The sequence below is a fragment of the Phaeobacter sp. genome, assembly GCF_022825805.1.
GTDB lineage: Bacteria > Pseudomonadota > Alphaproteobacteria > Rhodobacterales > Rhodobacteraceae > Phaeobacter.
Map to the genome: position 1 here is coordinate 1 of NZ_JAJDWC010000108.1, position 21,750 is coordinate 21,750.

Annotated in this window: 21 protein-coding genes; 12 read left to right on the forward strand and 9 right to left on the reverse strand. The window is 59.9% G+C overall.

The features are described from left to right. Positions 1–243: 243 nt before the first annotated feature. On the forward strand, positions 244–1,191 hold the full coding sequence (locus Q0C28_RS12315; protein WP_293576200.1) for an L-threonylcarbamoyladenylate synthase: 948 nt from the start codon (positions 244–246) through the stop codon (positions 1,189–1,191). A 38-nt stretch (positions 1,192–1,229) separates the two neighbouring features. On the opposite strand, the gene Q0C28_RS12320 is transcribed toward Q0C28_RS12315, so the two are convergent. Next, positions 1,230–1,787, reverse strand: coding sequence for a YqgE/AlgH family protein (locus tag Q0C28_RS12320; RefSeq protein WP_293576202.1), 558 nt, complete (start codon positions 1,785–1,787; stop codon positions 1,230–1,232). 288 nt (positions 1,788–2,075) lie between these two features. Here Q0C28_RS12320 and Q0C28_RS12325 point away from each other — a divergent pair, with 288 nt between their 5' ends. Continuing rightward, complete coding sequence (locus Q0C28_RS12325) at positions 2,076–2,927, forward strand: protein-disulfide reductase DsbD domain-containing protein (RefSeq protein ID WP_293576204.1); 852 nt, start codon at positions 2,076–2,078, stop codon at positions 2,925–2,927. Between the two features lie 30 nt (positions 2,928–2,957). Continuing rightward, positions 2,958–3,440, forward strand: coding sequence for an NUDIX hydrolase (locus Q0C28_RS12330; RefSeq protein ID WP_293576206.1), 483 nt, complete (start codon positions 2,958–2,960; stop codon positions 3,438–3,440). A gap of 9 nt (positions 3,441–3,449) precedes the next feature. Here Q0C28_RS12330 and Q0C28_RS12335 read toward each other — a convergent pair whose 3' ends face one another. From Q0C28_RS12335 to Q0C28_RS12350, 4 genes are all read right to left on the reverse strand, one after another. Next, the gene (locus Q0C28_RS12335; RefSeq protein ID WP_293576208.1) at positions 3,450–6,863 is read right to left on the reverse strand and encodes an efflux RND transporter permease subunit; all 3,414 of its coding nucleotides are present in this window, start codon (positions 6,861–6,863) and stop codon (positions 3,450–3,452) included. Between the two features lie 5 nt (positions 6,864–6,868). Beyond that, complete coding sequence (locus Q0C28_RS12340; protein WP_293576210.1) at positions 6,869–8,338, reverse strand: HlyD family efflux transporter periplasmic adaptor subunit; 1,470 nt, start codon at positions 8,336–8,338, stop codon at positions 6,869–6,871. Between the two features lie 104 nt (positions 8,339–8,442). Continuing rightward, positions 8,443–8,985, reverse strand: a complete 543-nt coding sequence (moaB, locus tag Q0C28_RS12345; RefSeq protein WP_293576212.1) for a molybdenum cofactor biosynthesis protein B — start codon at positions 8,983–8,985, stop codon at positions 8,443–8,445. A gap of 65 nt (positions 8,986–9,050) precedes the next feature. After that, positions 9,051–9,812: a uracil-DNA glycosylase gene (locus tag Q0C28_RS12350; RefSeq protein ID WP_293576214.1), complete on the reverse strand. Its 762-nt coding sequence runs from the start codon at positions 9,810–9,812 to the stop codon at positions 9,051–9,053. A gap of 161 nt (positions 9,813–9,973) precedes the next feature. Here Q0C28_RS12350 and Q0C28_RS12355 point away from each other — a divergent pair, with 161 nt between their 5' ends. The 6 genes from Q0C28_RS12355 to Q0C28_RS12380 all read left to right on the forward strand — a co-directional run bounded on the left by Q0C28_RS12355 (position 9,974) and on the right by Q0C28_RS12380 (position 14,636). After that, positions 9,974–10,927 carry an aspartate carbamoyltransferase catalytic subunit gene (locus Q0C28_RS12355; RefSeq protein WP_293576235.1) on the forward strand — a complete coding sequence of 318 codons (954 nt, stop codon included), beginning with the start codon at positions 9,974–9,976 and terminating at the stop codon, positions 10,925–10,927. A 7-nt stretch (positions 10,928–10,934) separates the two neighbouring features. Further along, a complete protein-coding gene (locus Q0C28_RS12360) occupies positions 10,935–11,489 on the forward strand; it encodes a hypothetical protein (RefSeq protein WP_293576215.1) in 555 nt (184 codons plus the stop codon). Between the two features lies 1 nt (position 11,490). Next, the gene (locus Q0C28_RS12365) at positions 11,491–11,874 is read left to right on the forward strand and encodes a hypothetical protein (RefSeq protein WP_293576217.1); all 384 of its coding nucleotides are present in this window, start codon (positions 11,491–11,493) and stop codon (positions 11,872–11,874) included. Between the two features lie 88 nt (positions 11,875–11,962). Then, on the forward strand, positions 11,963–13,282 hold the full coding sequence (gene pyrC, locus Q0C28_RS12370) for a dihydroorotase (RefSeq protein WP_293576219.1): 1,320 nt from the start codon (positions 11,963–11,965) through the stop codon (positions 13,280–13,282). After that, on the forward strand, positions 13,282–13,887 hold the full coding sequence (gene plsY / locus Q0C28_RS12375) for a glycerol-3-phosphate 1-O-acyltransferase PlsY (RefSeq protein WP_293576221.1): 606 nt from the start codon (positions 13,282–13,284) through the stop codon (positions 13,885–13,887). The genes pyrC and plsY overlap by 1 nt, the downstream gene beginning before the upstream one ends. A 272-nt stretch (positions 13,888–14,159) precedes the next feature. Then, complete coding sequence (locus Q0C28_RS12380; protein ID WP_293576223.1) at positions 14,160–14,636, forward strand: YHS domain-containing (seleno)protein; 477 nt, start codon at positions 14,160–14,162, stop codon at positions 14,634–14,636. A gap of 211 nt (positions 14,637–14,847) precedes the next feature. Here Q0C28_RS12380 and Q0C28_RS12385 read toward each other — a convergent pair whose 3' ends face one another. The 4 genes from Q0C28_RS12385 to Q0C28_RS12400 all read right to left on the reverse strand — a co-directional run bounded on the left by Q0C28_RS12385 (position 14,848) and on the right by Q0C28_RS12400 (position 18,424). Next, the gene (locus tag Q0C28_RS12385) at positions 14,848–16,218 is read right to left on the reverse strand and encodes a glutamate--cysteine ligase (RefSeq protein ID WP_293576225.1); all 1,371 of its coding nucleotides are present in this window, start codon (positions 16,216–16,218) and stop codon (positions 14,848–14,850) included. Positions 16,219–16,281: 63 nt separating this feature from the next. Beyond that, the gene (locus tag Q0C28_RS12390) at positions 16,282–16,809 is read right to left on the reverse strand and encodes a hypothetical protein (protein WP_293576227.1); all 528 of its coding nucleotides are present in this window, start codon (positions 16,807–16,809) and stop codon (positions 16,282–16,284) included. Next, positions 16,806–17,699 (reverse strand): GNAT family N-acetyltransferase, encoded by an 894-nt coding sequence (locus Q0C28_RS12395; protein WP_293576229.1) that lies wholly within the window; start codon positions 17,697–17,699, stop codon positions 16,806–16,808. The genes Q0C28_RS12390 and Q0C28_RS12395 overlap by 4 nt, the downstream gene beginning before the upstream one ends. Then, complete coding sequence (locus Q0C28_RS12400) at positions 17,696–18,424, reverse strand: 16S rRNA (uracil(1498)-N(3))-methyltransferase (protein ID WP_293576231.1); 729 nt, start codon at positions 18,422–18,424, stop codon at positions 17,696–17,698. The genes Q0C28_RS12395 and Q0C28_RS12400 overlap by 4 nt, the downstream gene beginning before the upstream one ends. A gap of 11 nt (positions 18,425–18,435) precedes the next feature. Between Q0C28_RS12400 and ubiA the strand changes: the two genes are divergently transcribed. The 3 genes from ubiA (at position 18,436) to Q0C28_RS12415 (ending at position 21,679) form a co-directional block, all read left to right on the forward strand. Continuing rightward, positions 18,436–19,398 carry a 4-hydroxybenzoate octaprenyltransferase gene (gene ubiA / locus Q0C28_RS12405; protein ID WP_293576232.1) on the forward strand — a complete coding sequence of 321 codons (963 nt, stop codon included), beginning with the start codon at positions 18,436–18,438 and terminating at the stop codon, positions 19,396–19,398. Between the two features lie 89 nt (positions 19,399–19,487). After that, the gene (locus tag Q0C28_RS12410) at positions 19,488–21,389 is read left to right on the forward strand and encodes an OmpA family protein (RefSeq protein ID WP_293576233.1); all 1,902 of its coding nucleotides are present in this window, start codon (positions 19,488–19,490) and stop codon (positions 21,387–21,389) included. Continuing rightward, on the forward strand, positions 21,386–21,679 hold the full coding sequence (locus Q0C28_RS12415) for a hypothetical protein (protein WP_293576234.1): 294 nt from the start codon (positions 21,386–21,388) through the stop codon (positions 21,677–21,679). The genes Q0C28_RS12410 and Q0C28_RS12415 overlap by 4 nt, the downstream gene beginning before the upstream one ends. Positions 21,680–21,750: the final 71 nt, after the last annotated feature.

Here is a 21,750-nt window from a genome sequence, read left to right on the forward strand (position 1 = left end):
ACGTCTTCGAACTTCATAAGTCGAACTTCCTGTAACACTTCTGTCCGCTTCATAACGCCTCCTTTCGGAGACATGATAAAACCGGACAGATCGCATGTTACCTACACCGGACATATCGCTTGTTAGCGACAGTTAGCGACAGCCAGTCTTGGCATCTCTGGTCCAAACCACTAAAATGACTACCTTGCCTGCATACCTACCCGGGCCCTTTCTTCAAGCAACCAAAACGCCGCGTCACCAACCATGTCTCCTTGCTCCACCCGCATCCTGACCGCGCAGGCACAGGATATCAGCACTGCTGCGTCTCTGTTGCGCGCAGGCCAGTTGGTCGCTTTCCCGACGGAAACGGTGTACGGACTGGGCGCTGATGCCAGACAGGGGGAGGCCGTGGCCGGGCTCTATGCAGCCAAAGGACGGCCAAGCTTCAATCCGTTGATTGCGCATGTGCATTCGGTCGAGGCCGCCAAACGCTATGTGGTCTGGTCACCGATGGCGGATCGACTGGCGCAGGCGTTTTGGCCCGGTCCGTTGACGCTGGTCCTACCGCTCCGCCCCGGACATGGGATATCGCCTCTGGTCACTGCCGGGCTGACCACTTTGGGGGTGCGCATGCCTGCCCATCCTGCCGCCAGTGCCCTGCTCGCAGCACTTGATGGGCCGGTGGCTGCACCTTCGGCAAATCCATCTGGCAAGATCAGCCCGACCACCGCAGCCCATGTCGCTGCCGGGCTGGATGGCCGTCTGGCTGCCATCGTCGATGATGGGCCCTGCGCAGTTGGGGTGGAATCCACAATCATCGGCCTCGCAGGGGATCACCCCATTCTGCTGCGCCCCGGCGGACTGGCGCAGGAAGACTTCGAAAGTGTTCTTGGTCAGACATTGCACCAAAGAGACGTTCATGACCCGCTGACTGCTCCGGGCCAATTGCTATCGCACTACGCACCAGCCGCATCTGTCCGGCTCGATGTGACCGAGCCAACCGCACAAGAGCTTTTTCTGGGGTTCGGGGACATGCCTTGCGATCTGAACCTATCGCCGACAGCGGATCTACAGGAAGCGGCGGCCAATCTGTTTGGGTATCTGCACCAGCTTGATGCCCGCAACAAACCAATTGCCGTTGCCCCAATCCCTGATCACGGGCTGGGCGCCGCAATCAATGACAGGCTGCGCAGAGCGGCAGCGCCGCGGTAACCCGGCGCAGAGTTCTAGACGAGGATGTCAGACAGGCGTCACGCGTGGCCCGCGCTGGCTGACAGAGTCAACGGATCGACCCCCAACGCGCGCAGGGCGGCTTCCCATTTTTGCGAATCGGGAAGATCAAACACCAATTCAGAGGTTGCTGGCACATTCAGCCAGCCATTCATGGCAATCTCGGCTTCCAGCTGCCCTGGACCCCAGCCCGCATAGCCCAGCATCACGAGCACCTGCGATGGCCCACGCCCGACGGCAATGTCTTCGAGGATATCGACCGTCGCCGTCATGGCGAAGTGATCCGACACCGGCAGTGTATTCACCGCAGACTGATATTCGGGCGAATGCAGCACAAATCCGCGCTGCGTTTCTACCGGCCCGCCAAAACGCACCGGCAGCGTAGCAGCCTGTTCCGAGGTGATGGATATTTCAAGTTGATCCAGCAGATTGGACAGCCCCACGCCATCAGCCGCTTTGTTCACGATCAGGCCCATTGCACCGCTGTCATCATGGGAACACAACAGCACAAGTGAATATTCGAACCGGTGATCTCCGATGCCTGGCATCGCTATCAACAACTCTCCGGTCAAATCCATAGTCACCTGTCTTTCTGTCGAAAATCCATGAGGTAGCACCAGTGGCTCTACCACCAGAATGGCCACCCGATGCCATCCATTCAAGGGGCACAATTCCCTCGACACCGAAAACCTGTGCACTAAGGCCCCTCGCCTATGCCCTTGATGACGCCCGCAGTGGGAATTCACAGCTGATTTCACTGACTGATCTCACTGACTGATCTCACCGGCCAATCTCACTGGCCAATCTCACTGGCGCCTGACCGGAACGTGACTTGGCATTTCAGTGGAAAATTCGCATGTAGAGATATGGTTTCTTTTGCTGCATCTCACACCGCCAGTGCGCTGGCCTCTCGTCTGATTGCCGGGCTTTGCGCCGTCGCCTCCGCGGCGATGATCACGCCGCAGGCCAGTCAAGCCCAGTCCATGGACGACATCGTTCAGATCGAAATCCTGGATGGTGGCAGCACCCGCAATGGGTCTCATTTGAGCGCCTTGAAGATCACGCTGGCGCCGGGGTGGAAGACCTACTGGCGTGCACCGGGGGATGCAGGCATTCCCCCGCGGTTTGAATGGGCTGGGTCGCAGAACCTGGTCGATATCGCGATGACATGGCCAACACCCGATGTCTTCTTGACCTCCGGGTATCGCACCATCGGCTACCATAACCAATTGATATTGCCGATTGAAATCACGCCTCAGCAACGGGGCAGCGCCATTCAGTTGAAAGGCCGCATGGAGCTCGGCATATGCAAAGATGTCTGTATCCCCTCGGACCTGCAGTTTGAGGCGCAGCTGAACCCTGACAGCAAACGCCATCCGGCCATCGTGGCAGCCCTGGCCGATCAACCGCTCAGCGCGGCGGAGGCGGGCGTTTCGGCAGCCCAATGCGCTCTACGGCCAAGCCGTTATGGCATGTCGCTCACTGTAGAAATCACCATGCCCTCTGCCGGCGGCGAAGAAACCGTCATTATCGAACCTGGTGTGGCCCATCTGGTGACAACCGAAACGACCACAGTGCGCAAAGGGCGACGCCTGGTTGCGGAAACTGAAATCGTTTCTGCCGATGGCGGCGTGTTTGCCGTCGACAGATCCCAAATGCGGTTCACTGTCTTGGGCCAAAATCACGCAGTGGACATTCGGGGATGCAGCAGGCTCTAATTGGGAAAACACCTCCCAACAGGATAGCCGATGTCCAGTTCCCCCACCCCTTCAAATCGCCCGCTGCTTGGGGCGCTCGCCGTTGTGTGCCACAGCAAAGACAGCCGCGATCACGTCATCCTCGTGCAACGTAAAACGCCACCAAACGCAGGCTGGTGGGGGTTTCCAGGCGGTCATGTGGAACTGGGCGAAACCGCCGAGGAAGCCGCTGTGCGTGAACTGCTTGAGGAAACAGGCGTGCAGGCGCGCGCCCGAGAAATCTTGACCCACATCGATGTGATGATCCGCGATGACAACGGCGCGGTGCAAAAGCAGTTCTTCCTGGTCGCGGTTCTCTGTGACTATGTGTCTGGCCAGCCAAGCCCGGATGATGACGCTGCAGAAGCGAGCTGGGTTGCCATTGATGAATTGGAACCAGACGCAGGACAAAGCTCGGCGCCAAACCTGTCGCGCCGGTTGATTGATCGGGTGCGCGACACTGCCTTGCTCGCCCAGCGCAGAATGAATGCCTAGCTCAGGCCCTCAGCCATCAGACCGTTGGGAGTGCAGGCGCCGCAGCCGACCGACGCCCAATCGGGTGGCACCATAGATCACCAGGCTGAACAGCGCCGCCCCCGCAAGGAACAGCATTAGCCCCGCTCTCACTGGATCGGCATCGGCCAGAACAGGCATCAAGCTCCGAAGAAGGGGATGCAACGCCCCCACAGCCATCGCATACCCCAGAGTGGCGGCAAGCCAAACGACCTGCAGCACCCCCAGAAATACCGTTGCCCCCCGGACGCTTGCCGCCCGTGGCTGCAGGCCACGACGCACCGCTGCAAAGGGCCGGGCAATATCTGCTTGAACCGCAATCAAGGCAGGCACCACCAGCAGCACCAGAAACATCCCAAAGCCAAGGCCATACACCAGCGTGATCACCGTTGGCTTGAGGAATTGCGCCTGCTGCGATCCCTCATACAACAGCGGGGTCAGCCCCAAAACGGTGGTCAGTGTGGTCAGCATAACGGGGCGCAACCGGTCTGCAGCGCCGTCAATAACCGATGGCAAGATCCCACGGTCCTGAGCGTATTCGTCGATCGTTGTGACCAACACGATGGAATCATTGATGATGATGCCAGTCATGCCCAGCAACCCGACCACGGTGAACATCGACAGCGGCACCTCCCACAGATAGTGCCCCCAGATGGTACCAACCAGACCAAACGGAATGATCGCCATCACCACCAAAGGCCGGGTCCAGCTGGCAAAAATCCAGGACAACACCAGGTAAATTCCCGTCAGGCAGAACGTCAAACCCGTCAGCGCGTCGCTCAGGAAATCACCTTCTTGTTCGCTGAGCCCAGATAGGTTCCAATTCACCTGACGCGCGCTGGCGATACCAGGCAGGATTTCCTCTTCCAGGATGGTCATGATCTCTTCTGCGCGGGCCGGATCGTCCTCTGAGATATCGCCTGTGACGGAAATCACGCGGACACCGTTTTCCCGCAGCACCGTCGAAAATCCGGTGCGCTGCTCGACGGAGACGATATCAGCCAGCGGCAGATAAAGCCCTGCGGGGCTGCGCAGGAGTGTGCGTTCCAGGAAATCGGCTGTCAGCTCGTCTTTCGGCAACTCGACCCGAATTTCTGCACTGCGCGGGCCATCAGGATAGGTGGCAGCCTCGATCCCATTTAATCTGGCCCGCAGCGCCCGCCCCAATCCGTCAACGGTGAAATCCAACGCCCGCCCCTGTGGTGTCAGTTCAAGCTGCAGCTCTTCCTTGTCATAAGACAAATTGTCCTCGACGGCGGACACCTCCGCGAATTGCAGCAGCGCTGTTTTCAGATCCTCTGATGCGGCTTTCAAAACCGTTACATCCGCGCCGCTGAATTCCACATCCAGCGCGTCTCCACCGGGGCCAGAACGCCATCCCCGGAACGACACGGTCTCGGTCAGCGGATGACGCTGCACCGTTTCCTGCAGCTCGGCCACGAATGCAAAGCTAGAATAAGGGCGCAGATCCGCATCGATCAGTTCGATGGAAATACCCCCCAAAAGATCCGTGTCCTTGGCATCCACACCCGCCAGCCCGCGCCCGGCGTTGCCGCCGATCTCAGCCATGACAAAATCGATCGGGTTGCTCCCGTGGCGCTGCTCATAGTCTGCGCCCAGCGCCTCCACGGCGCGCTGCATTTCCCGCATCATGGCGAGTGTATCGTCGCGGGTCGCGCCCTCAACCATGGCGAAATTGCCGGTCACCGAACCGCGTTCCGGTGCGTTAAAGAAGCGCCATTTCACGTCGCCGCTGATAAACAGAGCCATCTGGCTGGCCAGGATAACCAAAGCCCCGGCCAAGACCGCATAGCGCAGCTGGATCACCCCCACCATGAAGGGGCGGAACAGCCTATCACGCAGCCAACGAAACCCTTTGTTCACCACCCGGCTTGGTGCGTCGTACCAATGTTCTTTGGCACTATGGGCGAGCGCGTGGGCAAGGTGGTTCGGCAAGATCAGGAAACACTCCACCAGAGACCCTGCTAGCACTGCAATCACCGTCAGCGGAATGTCACGGATCAGGTCACCGAACCGTCCCCCGATGGAGACAAGACCAAAAAACGCAATGATGGTTGTGATGGTGGCCGCGAAAACCGGCATTGCCATACGTCGTGCGGCTGTCTCGGCCGCAACAACAGGGTGCTCGCCAAGACGCCGGAAGCGGAAATCAGCATGTTCCCCAACCACGATGGCATCATCGACCACAATGCCCAGCGTGATGATCAGGCCAAACAGGCTGATCATGTTGATGGTCAGCCCCCCCAGGTACATCAGCGCAATCGCCGCAAACATGGCCGCCGGAATGCCGGCAGCGACCCAGAACGCGATACGCGCATTCAAAAACAAGAACAAAAGCGCCAATACCAGGCCCAGCCCCATCAACCCATTGTCGACGAGCAGATCAAGCCGACCGGTGATGGCCTCTGCACGGGTGCGGATCAGCTCAGCTGTAACACCTTCGGGCAGGCTGGCCTGCATGGTGCGCACAACTTCTTCGACCCGGCGTTGGATATCAATCGCATCACCTTGATTGGAGCGATCTACGCGTATCGACATGGCCGGATTTTCGCCAACAAAATAGGATCTGATACGATCCACGCCTTCGACCTGAACCCTCGCCACATCGGCGATTGTCAGCGCAGATCCATCGGGATTGGTCCGCAGCACGATGGCCGCCAGCTCATCCGGGCTGCGTTTTTCGTCGCCCGTTCGGATCCGGGCGTTGGCACTGCTGACATCACCGGCAGGGTTCGCGTCGACCTCGGCCGCGATGGCCGCTGCCAGATCGCTCATGGTGATGTCATGGGCGATCAAACTGGCTGTCGGCACCTCCACCAGCGTGCGCGGTGCGGCCAAACCACGGATCGTTGTGCGCGTGATCCCGGCCTCGAACATGCGCGCCACCAGTTCATCCGCGAACAGCCCAAGCTGCTGTGGCGAGACAGGACCGGTGATCACGATATCGGTCACCCGGTCGCGCCAAACCCCACGCTGAACCAGCGGTTCTTCTGCTTCATCCGGCAGGGAGGTGACACCATCAACAGCCGTCTGCACATCATCTGCCGCGCGCGACATATCCCAACCTGGTTCGAACTCCAGAACCAGCCGGCCCACATTTTCGCGTGAGGAGGCGCTGGTGGTTTCGACACCATCCACCGCCAGCAACGCAGGTTGCAAAACCTGAATGATGGCGCTGTCGATGTCTTCAGGTCCGGCGCCATCCCATTCAACGTTCACCGTCACCCGTTCGACAATGACGTCCGGAAAAAACTGCGCCCGCATATTGGGGATCGCTGCCGCGCCCAAAACCAGAAGCAGCACCAGAAGCAAATTCGCAAGGGTGCGGTGGCGGGTAAAATAACTCAGGATACCGCCCGCGGACCGTGGTAAATCACGCAGCATCGGCGTTACCCTCCCATCCGGGTTTCGATCCTGTTCACAAGCCTTGCAGGCACTTTGCCTTCAGCAAGCTGGGACAACATCCGCTCTTTGACGGCATCGGGCATCCGGCTGTTGCCTTCCACCAGGGCGATCAGGCGGGCGCGGCGATCATCCGTCAAATCGATCAGCTCCCCATTGGCAGACTGCCCTTGTCCCTGCGCGTCTCCCCCAGGCTGCAAAGGGGTCACCCGGATCCCAGCGCCCAGCAGCGGTGTACGCGTGGCCACGATCTGTCGCCCGGCAATGCCCGGTGCGCGGACCAGCACATCATCCCCCTGTCGACGCACAAGCGTCACCGGCAAAGCCTCCAACCGTTGGTCGTCTCCGACCGCAAGCACAGCGCCATCCGCGCCAAGCGCAGCGGCCGGCAGGCGCGCAACATTCTGCACTTCGGGCTCTTCTACGCGCACAGTCACAAAATCACCCGGCTTGAAACCCGCAGCCGGGCCCAGTCGCGCATAAATCAATCGCCCGGCCAGACCTTCGCCCGCCGCGCCGCTGTCGCGCACAACCACGCCTTCGGCCTGAAGCGCGGCACCGGTGGCATCCAACGTCACCGCGACCGGCGCCTCAATCAGCTGCCCTTGCGCATCCAGCAGCCGCGCAAATTGCACGGTCGAGACACGAAACGCGACCTCCAACTGATTGGGGTCCACCAAATCGGCCAGCTTTTCATTCACCGACACCAACCGCCCCTCAACCAGCGACACTGATTGCAATGTTCCATCAAACGCCGCGATAATCGATGTATCGTCAAGCGCACGTTGCGCATTCTGCAAGGCGATCCGCGCCCGTACGATGCGAGTGGCGGACTGATCGATCCGGGCCTCTGCCACAGACAGCGCCTGGCGTCGGGAAATCACCGACTGTCGAGCCTGCGCCGCTGCCAGTTCCGCCGCCTCCGAGGCTGCGGCGGATCCGACACCGCGCTCCAACAGGTTCTGCTGGCGCACTTGCGCACGCGCGCGCAACGCGGCCTGCTCTTGTGCGGCAGCGAGTTCATCCTGCGCCAGTGCCACGCCGCGAAGCGCGTCCCGCTGTTCTGCCTCCGCATCCAGCATATCCGCTTGAGCCTGCCCGAGCGCTGCCTCCGCATCCGCAGGATCAATCTGCACCAAAAGCGTACCTGCAGAGACGTCGCCACCGTCTTCGAAGGCGTGATCCAAGGTCACAACACGTCCAGCGGTGGCCGCGCGCAACTCCAGCTGACGACGGCTTTCGATCCGCCCGAAAGCAACCAGTTCCGGAACAACCGAACGCAATTCTGCCTCAACAACATTGACCGCAAACACGCGCTCGCGCGGCGGCGGGGCCGCGCGTTCATTGGACAGTCGGCTTTGCACGGCTGTGAACACAATTTGCCCAGCGAGAAGCAACAGGGCTGCAACCACCCCGGTCAAGAAAACACCAAAAACTGAATGCCGCAAAAAGCGCATATCTTTCCTCTCGAACAGCTGGCCGCAGAGACAAAATCCCGGCTCGCTTAAAAGACTTATATAAGACTATACGCGCTTACACGCAGCGGCGGATCAATTCCGTCTCACTTCCTGCGCAAATGTTCCTGCAGCCGCGGCAATATCTCGACGAAGTTGCAGGGGCGATGCCGATAGTCCAGCTGCTTGGCCAGGATCTCGTCCCACCCATCCTTGCAGGCGCCTGGGCTGCCGGGCAGAGCGAACAGATAGGTCCCGCCCGCAACGCCACCTGTCGCACGGGATTGAATCGCTGAGGTCCCGATTTTCTGTATCGACACGATGGTGAACACGGTGCCGAACGCATCGATCTCCTTTTCGTAGACATCACGGTGGGCTTCGACCGTCACATCACGGCCTGTCAACCCGGTGCCACCCGTGGAAATCACAACATCCACACCATCGTCTGCCACCCACGCACGCAGTTGGTCTGCAATCTGCCCACGTTCATCCGGCAGGATCTGGCGGTCTGCCAGCACGTGGCCAGCCGCTGTCAACCGATCCACCAGAACCTGGCCCGAGCGATCCTCTTCCAATGTGCGGCTGTCTGACACGGTCAACACCGCGATGCGCACAGGAATAAACTCTTTGTTGTCATCAATTCGGGACATGTCGTCATCTTTCACAGCAAAAAATCGGGAATGGGGCTTCGCTGCTGGATTGCGCGAGCCGCAAGTTATTGGCCGTCCAGCCGGGCCTTCACATCGAGCAGATCCGACCAAGCCGCACGTTTTTGCACCGGCTGGCGCAACAGAAAGGCTGGGTGAAACATAGGCATCACGGGTTTGCCCATCGCTTCGGTCCAGGTCCCACGCAGCCGGGTGATCCCCCGTTTGCCCAACAGCGCCTCACAGCTGAAATTACCCATCGCAATGAGCAGATCCGGCTGAGCCAGCGCCACATGGCGCTCCAGAAACGGTTTCATCATCGCCATTTCTGCAGGCAGCGGGTCACGGTTCTGCGGGGGGCGCCACGGCAGCACATTGGTGATATAAACGTTGTCCTGGCGCGACAGGCCGATTGCGGCCAGCATCCGGTCCAACAGTTGGCCGGCCTTGCCCACAAATGGCCGACCTGCGAGATCTTCGTCTCGGCCGGGCGCTTCACCGATGACCATGACACGGGCGCCAGGGCGGCCATCGCTGAACACCAGATTACGCGCCCCGCGTTTCAATTCGCAATGTTCAAACCCGGCAAGCGCAGCTTTCAACCCAGCAAGATCTGTGGCAGCGGCAGCCGCGCGGGCGGCAACCTCGACAGGATCGACCTCTTTGGGTCGGGGTGGCGTGGCCTCTGCCTGAGGCGCAGCTGGCTTGGGCTGGCGCGCTTCCAGCTCATACCGGTTGACCGGCGCATCACAGATCGCATCTGTCGCGCCCAGCTCGATCTGCCAGGCCAAAAGCGCGCGTGCGCTGTGATAGTCCAATCCCGATTCCATGCCGCAGATTAACCTGCCAGTCAGCGAACCGAAATACCTGCCGTACATGCCGTGATGTCGCGCCGGGCCACGCCGCTTGCCGCAGCCGGGCGGCCTGCCTATAAGAACGCCAAACAGAGCGGAGCCCAGCCATGCCACACGCCCCTACAGCGTTTGATCCGATGTCTTTCAATCAACGGCATCTTCTGGGCATTGAGCCGCTGCGCCCCCATGAAATCACGGCCATTTTAGATCTCGCAGACAGCTATGTCGATCTGAACCGCCGCCCCACAAAACACGCCGACGCGCTGCAGGGCCTGACCCAGGTGAACATGTTCTTTGAGAACTCCACCCGCACGCAGGCCAGTTTTGAGTTGGCAGGCAAACGATTGGGCGCCGATGTCATGAACATGGCGATGCAGGCGTCATCGATCAAAAAAGGCGAAACCCTGATCGATACGGCCATGACCCTGAACGCGATGCACCCGGATCTGTTGGTGGTGCGTCACCCGCATTCGGGCGCGGTGGATCTGCTGGCGCAAAAGGTCAACTGCGCCGTTTTGAATGCAGGCGATGGCCGCCACGAGCACCCGACGCAGGCGTTGCTTGATGCGCTGACCATCCGCCGGGCCAAGGGGCGTTTGCACCGGCTGAACATTGCGATTTGTGGCGATATTGCCCACTCGCGCGTGGCGCGTTCAAACCTGATCCTGCTGGGCAAAATGGAAAACCGCATTCGTCTCATCGGCCCGCCGACGCTTGTCCCCAGTCAGTTCGCCGAGTTCGGCGCCGAGATCTATGATGACATGCGCGAAGGTCTCAAAGACGTCGATGTGGTGATGATGCTTCGGCTGCAAAAAGAGCGGATGGACGGCGGCTTTATCCCTTCGGAGCGGGAATACTACCACCGCTATGGTCTGGACGCGGAGAAGCTGGCGCTGGCAAAACCCGACGCCATCGTCATGCACCCAGGACCAATGAACCGAGGTGTCGAAATTGATGGCACCATCGCCGATGACATCAACCGATCGGTCATCCAGGAACAGGTCGAAATGGGGGTCGCTGTGCGCATGGCGGCGATGGACCTTCTGGCCCGCAACCTGCGCGCCAGCCGTGAAGCAGACGGTGCCGTGTGAACCGATGATGGTCCCCGCCCCTTCCCCATTGCTGGTGCCAGCCGGTGAACAACGCACCATCCGGGTGTTCGATCTGGAGATGGGGCACGAACATGTTCGATTTCTGCGCGAACCCGGTGCGCTGGCCCAGATTCTCGGGGTGGAAGAAATCGATCTCGACCATGTGGAAATTTTCCCGGTCACCGACCTCGAAGAGCTCGGCCTGGTAGGCTATCTCCGCGACGGCTGCGGCATCACGCAAGAACAGCTCGACGCAGACGCTGCAGAACTCAAGTCGATTACTGGCTATGTGCTGCTGATCCGTTCGCGTGCGTTGCGGGGGCGCAAAACCCGTCTGACGCCCGCGAACCAGATCCGCTTTGTTGGCCTATACCGGGAGGCTGGCGCCGACTGGGCCCGCGATCTCGCAGCGGCCGCGACCCCTCCGGAAAGCGCAAAACCCTATTCCGCGCCGCGCCCCTCCCCCCGATCGGCCAGATCACGGGCCAGGCGCATTGGCGCGAGTGTCTTTTCCGGGGTGATGGCTGTGATCCTGCTGATTGTTTACTGGTTGGCCAAATAACATGACCGAAACCTCCTTCCCTCCTGATCAAAATGCCTATTGGCGCAGCCACGCCTGGCTGGCGGCGGGTGCAATGATTGCTGCAATGGTCCTGCTTTGGGCAATGGGTAATCCCCATGTCTGGACAGGCGCCATCGGCGGGCTGCTGGCCATTGGCCTGCGCGGTACATATCTGCGGTCGGAGGAGATGGCCCGGGTTTGGACATTGAGCGGCACCACCATCAAAGGCCCGGATCAGCAACAGATCTCGGTCGCAGATGTGGCCGAGCTGAACAAGCTGGGCAGCACCGTGCAGATCGTTACCCGTGACGGGAACAAACATCTGATCAAATACCAGTCCGAACCTGCGGCCACCATTGCAACGATCGAGGAGGCCCGCAGATGAGCTCTGATCCATCCGTCGCCTTCAACGATCTCCCCGCTCCCGACGACGCGGTATGTGCGCTGCGCCAAGCCTGAGAGGCATCCTTTAAATGACCCAAACAACTACCTTATTCACCAACGCTCGCGTAATTGATCCGGAGGCGGGTACCGACCGTCAGGGCGCTGTCTTGGTGCAGAACGGTTTGATTGCGGCGGTGGACTACAACGTCACAGACCCTGACCAATTGTTTCGCACGCGAAACATTGGGTCAGCAGACGTTACTATTATAGACTGTGGCGGGAAGTGCATTGCACCCGGCATAGTTGATATTGGCGTCAAGGTCTGCGAACCCGGCGAACGGCACAAAGAGAGCTTCAAATCAGCGGGTTTGGCGGCTGCCGCAGGCGGGGTAACCACCATGGTGACGCGCCCTGACACCACACCAACCATCGACAGCCCAGAAACCCTGGAGTTTGTCACCCGCCGCGCACAGGCGGACGCACCTGTCAACGTCTTGCCCATTGCGGCCCTAACGAAAGGGCGCAACGGGCGGGAGATGACAGAGATTGGGTTCTTGATGGATGCAGGGGCCGTTGCCTTCAGTGATTGTGATCATGTGGTCACTGACACCAAGGTCCTGTCCCGCGCTTTCACCTATGCGCGCAGCTGCGGCGCTTTGGTGATCGCCCACCCCCAAGAGCCAGGGTTGAGCCAGGGGGCTGCTGCGACATCTGGGAAGTTTGCCGCGCTGCGCGGCCTACCCGCCGTCACCCCGATGGCAGAACGCATGGGATTGGATCGCGATATCGCGCTGCTGGAGATGACCGGCGCCAAATACCACGCCGATCAGATCACTACCGCCCGCGCCTTGCCTGCGCTGGAGCGGGCCAAGGCGAATGGGCTGGATATCACGGCGGGCACATCGATCCACCACCTGACGCTGAATGAACTGGACGTTGCGGATTACCGGACCTTCTTCAAGGTCAAACCGCCCCTGCGCTCGGAAGATGACCGTCAGGCCGTGATCGACGCCGTGCGTAGTGGCCTGATCGATGTGATTTCATCCATGCACACGCCGCAGGACGAAGAAAGCAAACGTCTGCCATTCGAAGAAGCCGCAGCAGGCGCTGTTGCGATGGAAACCTTGCTGCCAGCGGCACTCCGGCTCTATCACAGTGAACAGCTGGATTTGCCGACGCTGTTCCGGGCATTGTCGCTCAATCCGGCCAAACGGCTTGGGCTCGCTTGCGGCCGCATGGCAGCTGACGCGCCCGCCGATCTGGTGCTGTTTGATCCTGACAGCCCGTTTGTGATGGATCGTTTTGCGCTGCAGTCGAAATCCCAGAACACCCCGTTTGATGGGCAGAGGATGCAGGGGCGGGTGCTGTCAACATATGTGGCGGGCATCCCCGTCTATCGGAGGGACTGATGCCACCAATTGACTCTTCGATCGTTGTTCTGCTGCTCTGGGCTGTTGTTGGCTACGGGCTCGGATCTATTCCGTTTGGTTTGATCCTGACCAAGGTGATGGGACTGGGCAATCTGCGTCAGATTGGGTCCGGCAATATCGGAACCACCAATGTATTGCGCACTGGCTCCAAACCTGCGGCGGCATTGACCCTGCTGCTGGACGGCGGCAAGGGCGCGGTTGCTGTTCTGCTCGCCCGCAGTCTGGTCGGAGAGGACGCCGCGCAGATTGCCGGCTTTGCTGCCTTTGTTGGCCACTGCTTTCCGATCTGGCTGGCGTTCAAAGGGGGCAAGGGCGTGGCGACCTTCCTCGGTCTGATCCTGGCGCTAGCCTGGCCGGTTGGTGTGGCCTGTTGCCTGACCTGGTTGGCGGCAGCTTATATCAGTCGGATTTCATCCATGGGGGCCTTGGTGTCCGCTGTGGCCGCCCCTCTTTGGTGCCTGCTGCTTGGCGCGCCGATGGCAACTGCGCTGGCGGCCGCTCTGGCCGCGGTGATCCTATGGCGGCACAAAGAAAATATTTCTCGTTTGCGCAGCGGCACAGAACCACGGATTGGCCAGAAATAGCAGCCTGGCCGCCAACACCCTAAAACACTGAAAAGCCTCACCCTTTGTGGTGGGGCTTTTTTGTTCACGCAGATGTGGATCGGCAGGAATGCAGGTCGAATGTGCATTTCTGCGCATTCAAAATCTGTTGTTTTGAATGTGAGCGAGAAAATCCCCAACTGCAATTCATGGCCAAAACGGCCTGATTTTGAACAACCGCATTTGAGCACGAACAGAGTTATCAAACCAAACACAGGGCGCGCTGCGCCCGACACATCGAAAGGCTTAGACCTATGACATCTGCAAAATCCTTCCTGGGCGGCATCGCCCTCTCCGTTGCTCTGGCCACTTCGGCTCTGGCTGCTGGCGTTGACGTCAACGCATCTTCGACCGGTCTCGCCATGCAGGGCTTTGACCCAGTGGCCTACTTCAACGAAGGCGCGCCGACCAAAGGCTCCTACAAGGTCACCGCAACCTATGATGACGCGACCTACTGGTTCGCCAGCGAAGAAAACAAAGCTCTGTTTGAAGCCACACCAGAAGCCTACATCCCGGCTTACGGCGGCTACTGCGCCTTTGGTGCGGCCATGGGCTTCAAGTTCGATGGCGATCCGAACCAGTGGAAAATCGTCGACAATGTTCTCTACCTGAACCTGTCTGCCGACATTCAGGAACGCTGGTCCAAGGACATCCCGGGCTTCATCGAAAAAGCCGACGTGAACTGGGAAGACATTGAAAGCAAAACCCCAGCGGAGCTGCTGGAACAGTAAACCGGAGCCATTTGGCATCCGTGTCTCCAAACCTGAACGGCGGCGGGATCTCCGGCCGCCGTTTGCATGTCTGCATGACGTCCCAGTGGATCATCCCTCGATACGACACCAGGTCGCCGCGGCTACCCAGATACAGCAAGATGGTGATCCGCGGCAGCATGAAAAAAGGGCGCTCAACGGCGCCCTTTTGATCTTTGCGATGATGTGATGCTCAATAGCTGTAGTCGGCGTAGATCTTGCTCAGATCCCCGTTCCAGTCGCTATTGTATCGATCCAGCAGCTCATCTGCTGGCACTGTGCCGGTTTCGATGCTCTCCTTGAGGGCATTGAGGAAGTGGGTTTCATCAGGCACCAATCCGCCTGCGCCCGCACGGGCCCGAGCTTTCAGGCCTGCCTCAGAAATGGCGACGACCTCTCGCGCGATTTCGTGCATGTTGAGTGGTCCGACCTGCGCCTGCAGCCCCTGTTCGGACGCGGCAATACGCAGGGCGTCGCGGGTTTCGCTGTCCCAGCCCTTCACCAGATCCCAGGCGGCGTCCAAGCTGGATTGATCATACATCAACCCGACCCAAAACGCGGGCAAGGCACAAAGGCGCCGCCAAGGCCCCCCGTCAGCGCCGCGCATTTCCATATATTTCTTGATCCGTGCCTCGGGGAAGGCCGTTGTCAGGTGATCAGCCCAATCGCTGAGCGTCGGCGTTTCGCCGGGCAGCGCGGGCAGTTCCCCTTTCAGGAAGTCGCGGAAGGACATCCCCAAAGCGTCGATATAACGACCGTCCCGGTAGACAAAATACATCGGCACATCGAGCGCGTACTCCACCCAACGTTCAAAGCCAAAGCCCTCGTCGAAGACAAACGGCACCATGCCTGTTCGGTCAGCATCCAGATCCCGCCAAACCCGCGAGCGCCATGATTTATGATTGTTCGGCTGCCCGTCGAGGAACGGTGAATTCGCAAACAACGCAGTCGCCACCGGCTGCAACGCGATAGCCACGCGCATTTTTTGAACCATGTCCGCTTCGGACCCGAAATCAAGGTTCACCTGAACCGTGCAGGTCCGGCGCATCATGGTACGGCCCATGGTGCCGACCTTGCCCATATAAGCATCCATCAGCTTATAGCGGCCCTTCGGCATCAGCGGCATTTCATCATGAGACCAGATGGGCGCCGCGCCAAGACCGATGAAGCCGACCCCGATTTCATCAGCGATATCTTTGACTTCCCGCAGATGGGTGTTCACCTCATCGCAGGTTTCATGGATCGTCTCCAACGGTGCTCCGGACAGTTCCAGCGCGCCGCCGGGTTCCAGTGAGACATTGGCGCCATCTTTTTCCAACCCGATCAGCTGGCCTGCTTCACGGACCTCTGCCCAACCGTGCCGGTCGCGCAGCCCGGACAGCACCGCGACGATGGAGCGCTCTCCGTCAAATGGCAGCGGTTTGAGAGTGTCTTTGCAGTAGCCGAATTTCTCGTGCTCTGTGCCGATGCGCCATTGATCGCGCGGTTTGCACCCCGATGCGAGGTATTCGGCCAGTTGCTCATGCCGTTCGATTGGCCCGCCACCGGATTGAGGGATAGACATCTGGGGCTCTCCGTGAAGTTATCCGTATCAGGATGTCAGTGGTGGTCGCAATTTCCACCAGTGTCAATGCAGCCTTTGCTGGGGGGATCGGGTTGATGCGCGCTCCCAGATCACGACCTGGTGAATACCGCTGCCGCGCAATTCGGCCAACATCCGTTCCATCCGCAAACCCGGAAGCGATGCGAAGGCATCAAACAGCGCATCACTGTTGGTGGCGTTGACTGGGATGGCCAGGATGCCCTGCCCCGGTTGTTCCAACAACCAATGCGCAGGTTTCGCCGAGTGATCCAGGGTCAGACGCTCCAATTCCGACAAAGCAATGCCGCCGCCGGTAAGGGGACCAAAATAAGCGATCTGCCCCTCGTCCACCTGAACAATGCCCGGCCCACCAACACCAAGGCGAAACCGCAGCCGCTGCGCGCCCACAATGGCCACGACCACAGAAATCAAAACCAGCGCCCAGCCCGTGATGGCGATGAAGCCAAAAGATCCCAAAGCCCAGCTGAACCCAAGCAAGGCCAAGGCCCCGGCGAGAATCAATTCGCGCAAACGCCACAGGGTTTCTTTGGCTTCGGGGCGGATGAAACTCATGTCACAGGGTTCCTTGCAGATGGCGCAGCAGCCGGATCAAACAGGACCAGAGAATATCCCTCTATATCGTGAAAGCCAATTCCCCGATATGCGCGAACCGCGGCCTCCCCCGCTGCAAACAACACGGCCTGGGTCACCCCCTCGGCAGCGGCCTCCTGCAGATGCAGCGCAAGAGCGGCGCGGGCGTAGCCCTGACCGCGAAGCGGCGGCGGTGTATAAACGCCACCGATCTGGACGACACCCGGCAGCCTGGCGTTGAACCCGGTCATTGCCACCCAATCGCCGTCCACCATCAGGATGCGATGGCTGTCGCGCAAAAGATAACCATCGATATCGGTGCCTGCCACCGCCACGGCTTCCGTCGCGGGGGTGCCCAGTATCTCCTGATGATAGGCCGCGCGCCATTGCACCAACATGGGCCGGGGTGCGGCAACAATCGGATATAACACCGCATTTGCAAGCGCCGGGCGCGATAGGCAGCTGGTCTGTAGATCCGACAGTGTGAGCGCCAAGCCGGGTTCATCCCGGTTCAACCGAGTTGCACGATGCCCCAGCCCTGCGGCAGACAGATAGCGTCGCAGCTGTTCGGTCTCGCCCAGTACCCCCAACTGCGCCGTGCCACAGTACGGCGCCACCACAGCACGTTGCAGATCCGCCCAGTCCTGGGCAGTTGCCTGCGGCGCCTGGACCAGGAGCATCCCCTCGTTTGTCAACCCAACGACCCCGTCGAAGGCACTGCCACGCAACCACATCCGCATCGCTTTGCCTGCGGTACCGTCAAGACCATGATCCCGCAGATTGCGCAGCAAAAACATGGAGCTGGCCACATGACGGTAGAGAAAGTCGGTGATGTCGTTCAGATCATCTGCGGTGGCGGGACGCCAGATCATCTCCAATCCCCATGGCATTGCTGCCAGAGGGTCAAGGCGGCGACCACTGCGGTATCCGCACGCAAAATCCGCGGGCCAAGACTGACAACATGGGACTGCGGCAAGGCGTGCAATCGCTTGCGTTCGGACTCAGAAAACCCACCTTCCGGCCCGATAACGATGGCCCAAGGCGCCCCGGTTCCTCCGCCCGTCGTAAGCGCCAGCGCTGCGCCGACCTCGGCCTCGTCGCAGAACATCAGCTGTCGGTCCTGCGGCCAATGATCCAAAACGCGCGACAGTTTTTGCAGCTCTGCGACTTCGGGAACATAGGTGCCGCCACATTGCTCTGCCGCTTCCACCGCATGAGCCTGCAGACGATCGCGGCGTATGCGGTCCGAATTGGTGAACGCGGTCTGGACGGGCAAAATCCGTGCCGCCCCCATTTCCGCAGCCTTTTCCACGATGAAGTCTGTGCGCGCTTTCTTGATTGGCGCAAAGACCAGCCACAGGTCCGGCGGCAACATCAAGGGCTTGGTCTGGTCCTGGCATTGCAACAGGCCCTGGCGTTTTCCGGCCTCCACAATGTCAGCGCGCCATTCCCCGTCACGGCCGTTGAACAGCGACACTTGTCCACCGACGGCTTGCCGCATCACGCCAAAAAGATAATGGGCCTGATCGCGATCCAGAGGAACCGATTGCCCTGCCCCTAGCGGGTGCTCTACATACAGTCTGATCTTTGCACTCATGAGGCATACATATGCAAGGCGGGACGCCAACACCAGACGGACAGGTCGCAGATGCGGTCAAAGGCAATTGGGTTGATCGGCGCGCACCGGAATGGAGCCGTCCCTATCTGCGGCTGAGCCGTGCGGATCGCCCGATCGGAACATGGCTGCTGTTGATCCCCTGTTGGTGGGGTTTGGCACTTGCCATCCTCTGGGATGGCAGTCCGCGTTGGGGCGATTTGTGGATCGCCTTTGCCTGTGCGGCTGGGTCCTGGCTGATGCGTGGAGCGGGCTGCACCTGGAACGACATCACGGATCGCAATTTTGACGGTCAGGTAGAACGCACCAGATCCCGCCCGATCCCCTCGGGGCAGGTCTCTGTCAAAGGTGCTGTAGCTTGGATGATTGCGCAGGCAGTGTTGTCGTTTGGCATTTTGCTGACCTTCAACCAGGCAGCAATCGCCATGGGTATCCTAGCCCTGTTTCCGGTGGCCATCTATCCCTTTGCAAAACGCTTCACCTGGTGGCCACAGGTCTTTCTTGGTCTTGCGTTCAACTGGGGAGCCATGCTGGCCTGGGTCGCCCATACCGGCACGCTGAACTGGCCAGCGGTGCTGCTGTATCTGGCTGGGATCGCCTGGACGCTGTTCTACGATACGATTTATGCGCATCAAGACACCGAAGATGATGCGTTGATCGGCGTGAAATCCACCGCACGATTGTTCGGGCGGGACACCCCGATGTGGTTGCGTCGGTTTATCGTTGCCACCGTAAGCCTGATGGCGCTGGCGATTATCATGGCAGTGCAGCCGAACGGCTCAATCCTTGCGCTGGTCCTGGCCCTCGCCGCGCCCTGGGCCATGGGCTGGCATATGACCTGGCAACTGCGCGCTTTTGACGATGAGAACGGCGAAAGGTTGTTGCAGCTTTTCCGACTCAACCGCGACACCGGCTTGATTCCGCTCATCTTCTTTTCTGCCGCCTTGTTGGCATGATTGAACCCACGCCAGTGCGCCTGTAAGACAGGTCAACGCTGTGTCGCAACACCTTGTGACATGGCAGACCAACGGAGATCCGCCCGAATATGCGTCTGTCCTCGATCCTGATCACCGGCCTCACCTTTACCGGCGCTGCAGCGCTCTGTCTGGTGGTGGCGGGATTTGCGGTCAGAGGGGTCGAAGCGGGGAGCGAAAAAGCCGTGCGGCAATCGTTGGACAGATCCGGTTTTCCCTGGGCAGAGGTCACGGCGGACGGGCTAAAGGTGGTTCTGTCAGGCACCGCCCCGGACGAGGCAACCCGCTTTGCCGTTATTTCGCAGGTTGGTGGCGTCGTGGATGCCGCGCGGATCATCGATGAGATGGAGATCACCCCCTCCAAGGGCATCGCTCCGCCGCGGTTTTCGGCGGAAATCTTGCGCAACGACAGTGGTGTGTCCATCATCGGGCTGATCCCGCGCATGACCGATAAGGATGCGGTCATCGAGCAGCTTGACGATATTGCTGGCGCCGATCAGGTTGCGGATCTTTTGGAAACGGCCAATTACACCGCTCCGGATGGATGGATGGAGGCCGTTGATTATGCGCTTGAAGCGCTGAGCCTGCTGCCTCGTTCCAAGATCTCGGTCGAGGCACAACAGGTCACGATCACCGCTATCGCCGATAGCGTTGCTGACAAGGAGCGCCTCGAGGCCCGGCTCAATCGTATGGCGCCGGTGGGATTGCGCCTTTCGCTCGACATTGCGGCCCCGCGTCCCGTCATCACCCCCTTCACATTGCGCTACAGCCTGGACGACACCGGCGGCCGGTTTGATGCCTGTTCTGCAGAAAGCGAACGCAGCCGCGATCGCATCTTGCAGGCAGCGCGCGAGGCTGGGTTCGATGGCACCGTGGATTGCGTCATTGGCATGGGCGTGCCCTCCCCAAACTGGGCACGAGCATCTGAGCTGGGGCTGGCCGCTCTGGCAGAGCTGGGCGGCGGGTCGATGACCCTATCCAATGCGGATATGACATTGGTGGCGACCGAAGCCACACCTCCGACCCGGTTCGATAGGGTGGTTGGCGAACTGGAAAGCGCGCTGCCACGGGTTTTCGCGGTTCATGCCATTCTGCCCGAACCAGAAACCGTCGCCAGCACGGATCTGGCAGAGTTCTCCGCCACGCTGAGCCCAGAAGGCCAGATCCAACTGCGCGGACGGGTTTCAGATGACAGTATGCGAGATATCGCCACCAGCTACGCCAAGGCCCGGTTTGGATCCGCAGCCGTGCACAGCGCCACACGGGTGGTCGATGATCTGCCGGGCGACTGGCCGCTGCGCGTGCTTGCTGGCCTGGAGGCTCTGTCCTTCCTCGAACGTGGGGCCTTGTCCGTGACGACAGATAGACTGCAGTTGCGCGGCATGAGCTACAACGAAGGTGCCCCCAGCGAGATCGCAAAGCTGCTGTCCGCCAAGCTGGGTGAAACCAAGACCTATGATCTTGATATCACGTATGAAAAACCACCAGAGCCCGAAGACAAATCCATGTCGCCGGAGCAATGTGAGCTGGAACTGGCAGAGGTGCAATCTGTTGCAAAGATCACCTTTGAGCCCGGCTCGGCAACGGTGGCGGCCGACAGCCAGGATATTCTGGATCAGATCGCAGATATTCTGGCACGCTGCGACGGCGTGCGCCTGGAAATCCAGGGGCATACGGACAGCCAGGGGCGCGAAGAGATGAACCAAAACCTGAGCCAGGCCCGGGCCCAATCTGTGATGAACGAGTTGCGCAGCCGCCGGATTGTCACCAGCAGCTTTTCCGTCAAAGGCTATGGCGAAACCAAACCCATCGCCAGCAATGACACCGAAGAAGGTCGCGAGGCCAATCGGCGGATTGAGTTCCGCCTGACCCGGCCAGAGAGCGACGACACCAATAGCGAAACCACTCTTGACGCTGCCGCCGCTCAACCGGCATCAGATGGGGACACCAGCGAGGAGACATCAGGTCAATGAACAGAGCAGAGTTCATTATCACAACCGCCATCATCCTGTTTGTCGCATTCATCATGGGGTGGTTTGCCAATTGGCTGGTGCATCGTTTCACCCGTGTGAAACAAAGCGATGTCGCGGATCTGGACCGGATGAGCCAAGAGCTGCACGAGGCGGAAGAAACGCGGGATCAGGCCATCACATACCTGCAGCAACGCGAAGCGGAACTGTCCAATCAGCTTGTGCATGTAAATGCCGTTTCAAAAATCCCCAAAAGTGGCGAAGTAAAATTCCCCACTTTCTGGTCTCGGTGATCAGCCGGTTGTTGCGATCAGTTTCTCCTTTTTTGGTGGTCGGCCGCGTCGCTTTGGTGCGGGCGGTGGTG

Excerpts from the sequence above, each read along its gene's own strand:
- Q0C28_RS12315 (WP_293576200.1), top strand. The coding sequence starts at position 244 with ATGTCTCCTTGCTCCACCCGCATCCTGACCGCGCAGGCACAGGATATC.
- Q0C28_RS12320 (WP_293576202.1), bottom strand. The coding sequence starts at position 1,787 with ATGGATTTGACCGGAGAGTTGTTGATAGCGATGCCAGGCATCGGAGAT.
- Q0C28_RS12325 (WP_293576204.1), top strand. The coding sequence starts at position 2,076 with ATGGTTTCTTTTGCTGCATCTCACACCGCCAGTGCGCTGGCCTCTCGT.
- Q0C28_RS12330 (WP_293576206.1), top strand. The coding sequence starts at position 2,958 with ATGTCCAGTTCCCCCACCCCTTCAAATCGCCCGCTGCTTGGGGCGCTC.
- Q0C28_RS12335 (WP_293576208.1), bottom strand. The coding sequence starts at position 6,863 with ATGCTGCGTGATTTACCACGGTCCGCGGGCGGTATCCTGAGTTATTTT.
- Q0C28_RS12340 (WP_293576210.1), bottom strand. The coding sequence starts at position 8,338 with ATGCGCTTTTTGCGGCATTCAGTTTTTGGTGTTTTCTTGACCGGGGTG.
- moaB (WP_293576212.1), bottom strand. The coding sequence starts at position 8,985 with ATGTCCCGAATTGATGACAACAAAGAGTTTATTCCTGTGCGCATCGCG.
- Q0C28_RS12350 (WP_293576214.1), bottom strand. The coding sequence starts at position 9,812 with ATGGAATCGGGATTGGACTATCACAGCGCACGCGCGCTTTTGGCCTGG.
- Q0C28_RS12355 (WP_293576235.1), top strand. The coding sequence starts at position 9,974 with ATGTCTTTCAATCAACGGCATCTTCTGGGCATTGAGCCGCTGCGCCCC.
- Q0C28_RS12360 (WP_293576215.1), top strand. The coding sequence starts at position 10,935 with ATGGTCCCCGCCCCTTCCCCATTGCTGGTGCCAGCCGGTGAACAACGC.
- Q0C28_RS12365 (WP_293576217.1), top strand. The coding sequence starts at position 11,491 with ATGACCGAAACCTCCTTCCCTCCTGATCAAAATGCCTATTGGCGCAGC.
- pyrC (WP_293576219.1), top strand. The coding sequence starts at position 11,963 with ATGACCCAAACAACTACCTTATTCACCAACGCTCGCGTAATTGATCCG.
- plsY (WP_293576221.1), top strand. The coding sequence starts at position 13,282 with ATGCCACCAATTGACTCTTCGATCGTTGTTCTGCTGCTCTGGGCTGTT.
- Q0C28_RS12380 (WP_293576223.1), top strand. The coding sequence starts at position 14,160 with ATGACATCTGCAAAATCCTTCCTGGGCGGCATCGCCCTCTCCGTTGCT.
- Q0C28_RS12385 (WP_293576225.1), bottom strand. The coding sequence starts at position 16,218 with ATGTCTATCCCTCAATCCGGTGGCGGGCCAATCGAACGGCATGAGCAA.
- Q0C28_RS12390 (WP_293576227.1), bottom strand. The coding sequence starts at position 16,809 with ATGAGTTTCATCCGCCCCGAAGCCAAAGAAACCCTGTGGCGTTTGCGC.
- Q0C28_RS12395 (WP_293576229.1), bottom strand. The coding sequence starts at position 17,699 with ATGATCTGGCGTCCCGCCACCGCAGATGATCTGAACGACATCACCGAC.
- Q0C28_RS12400 (WP_293576231.1), bottom strand. The coding sequence starts at position 18,424 with ATGAGTGCAAAGATCAGACTGTATGTAGAGCACCCGCTAGGGGCAGGG.
- ubiA (WP_293576232.1), top strand. The coding sequence starts at position 18,436 with ATGCAAGGCGGGACGCCAACACCAGACGGACAGGTCGCAGATGCGGTC.
- Q0C28_RS12410 (WP_293576233.1), top strand. The coding sequence starts at position 19,488 with ATGCGTCTGTCCTCGATCCTGATCACCGGCCTCACCTTTACCGGCGCT.
- Q0C28_RS12415 (WP_293576234.1), top strand. The coding sequence starts at position 21,386 with ATGAACAGAGCAGAGTTCATTATCACAACCGCCATCATCCTGTTTGTC.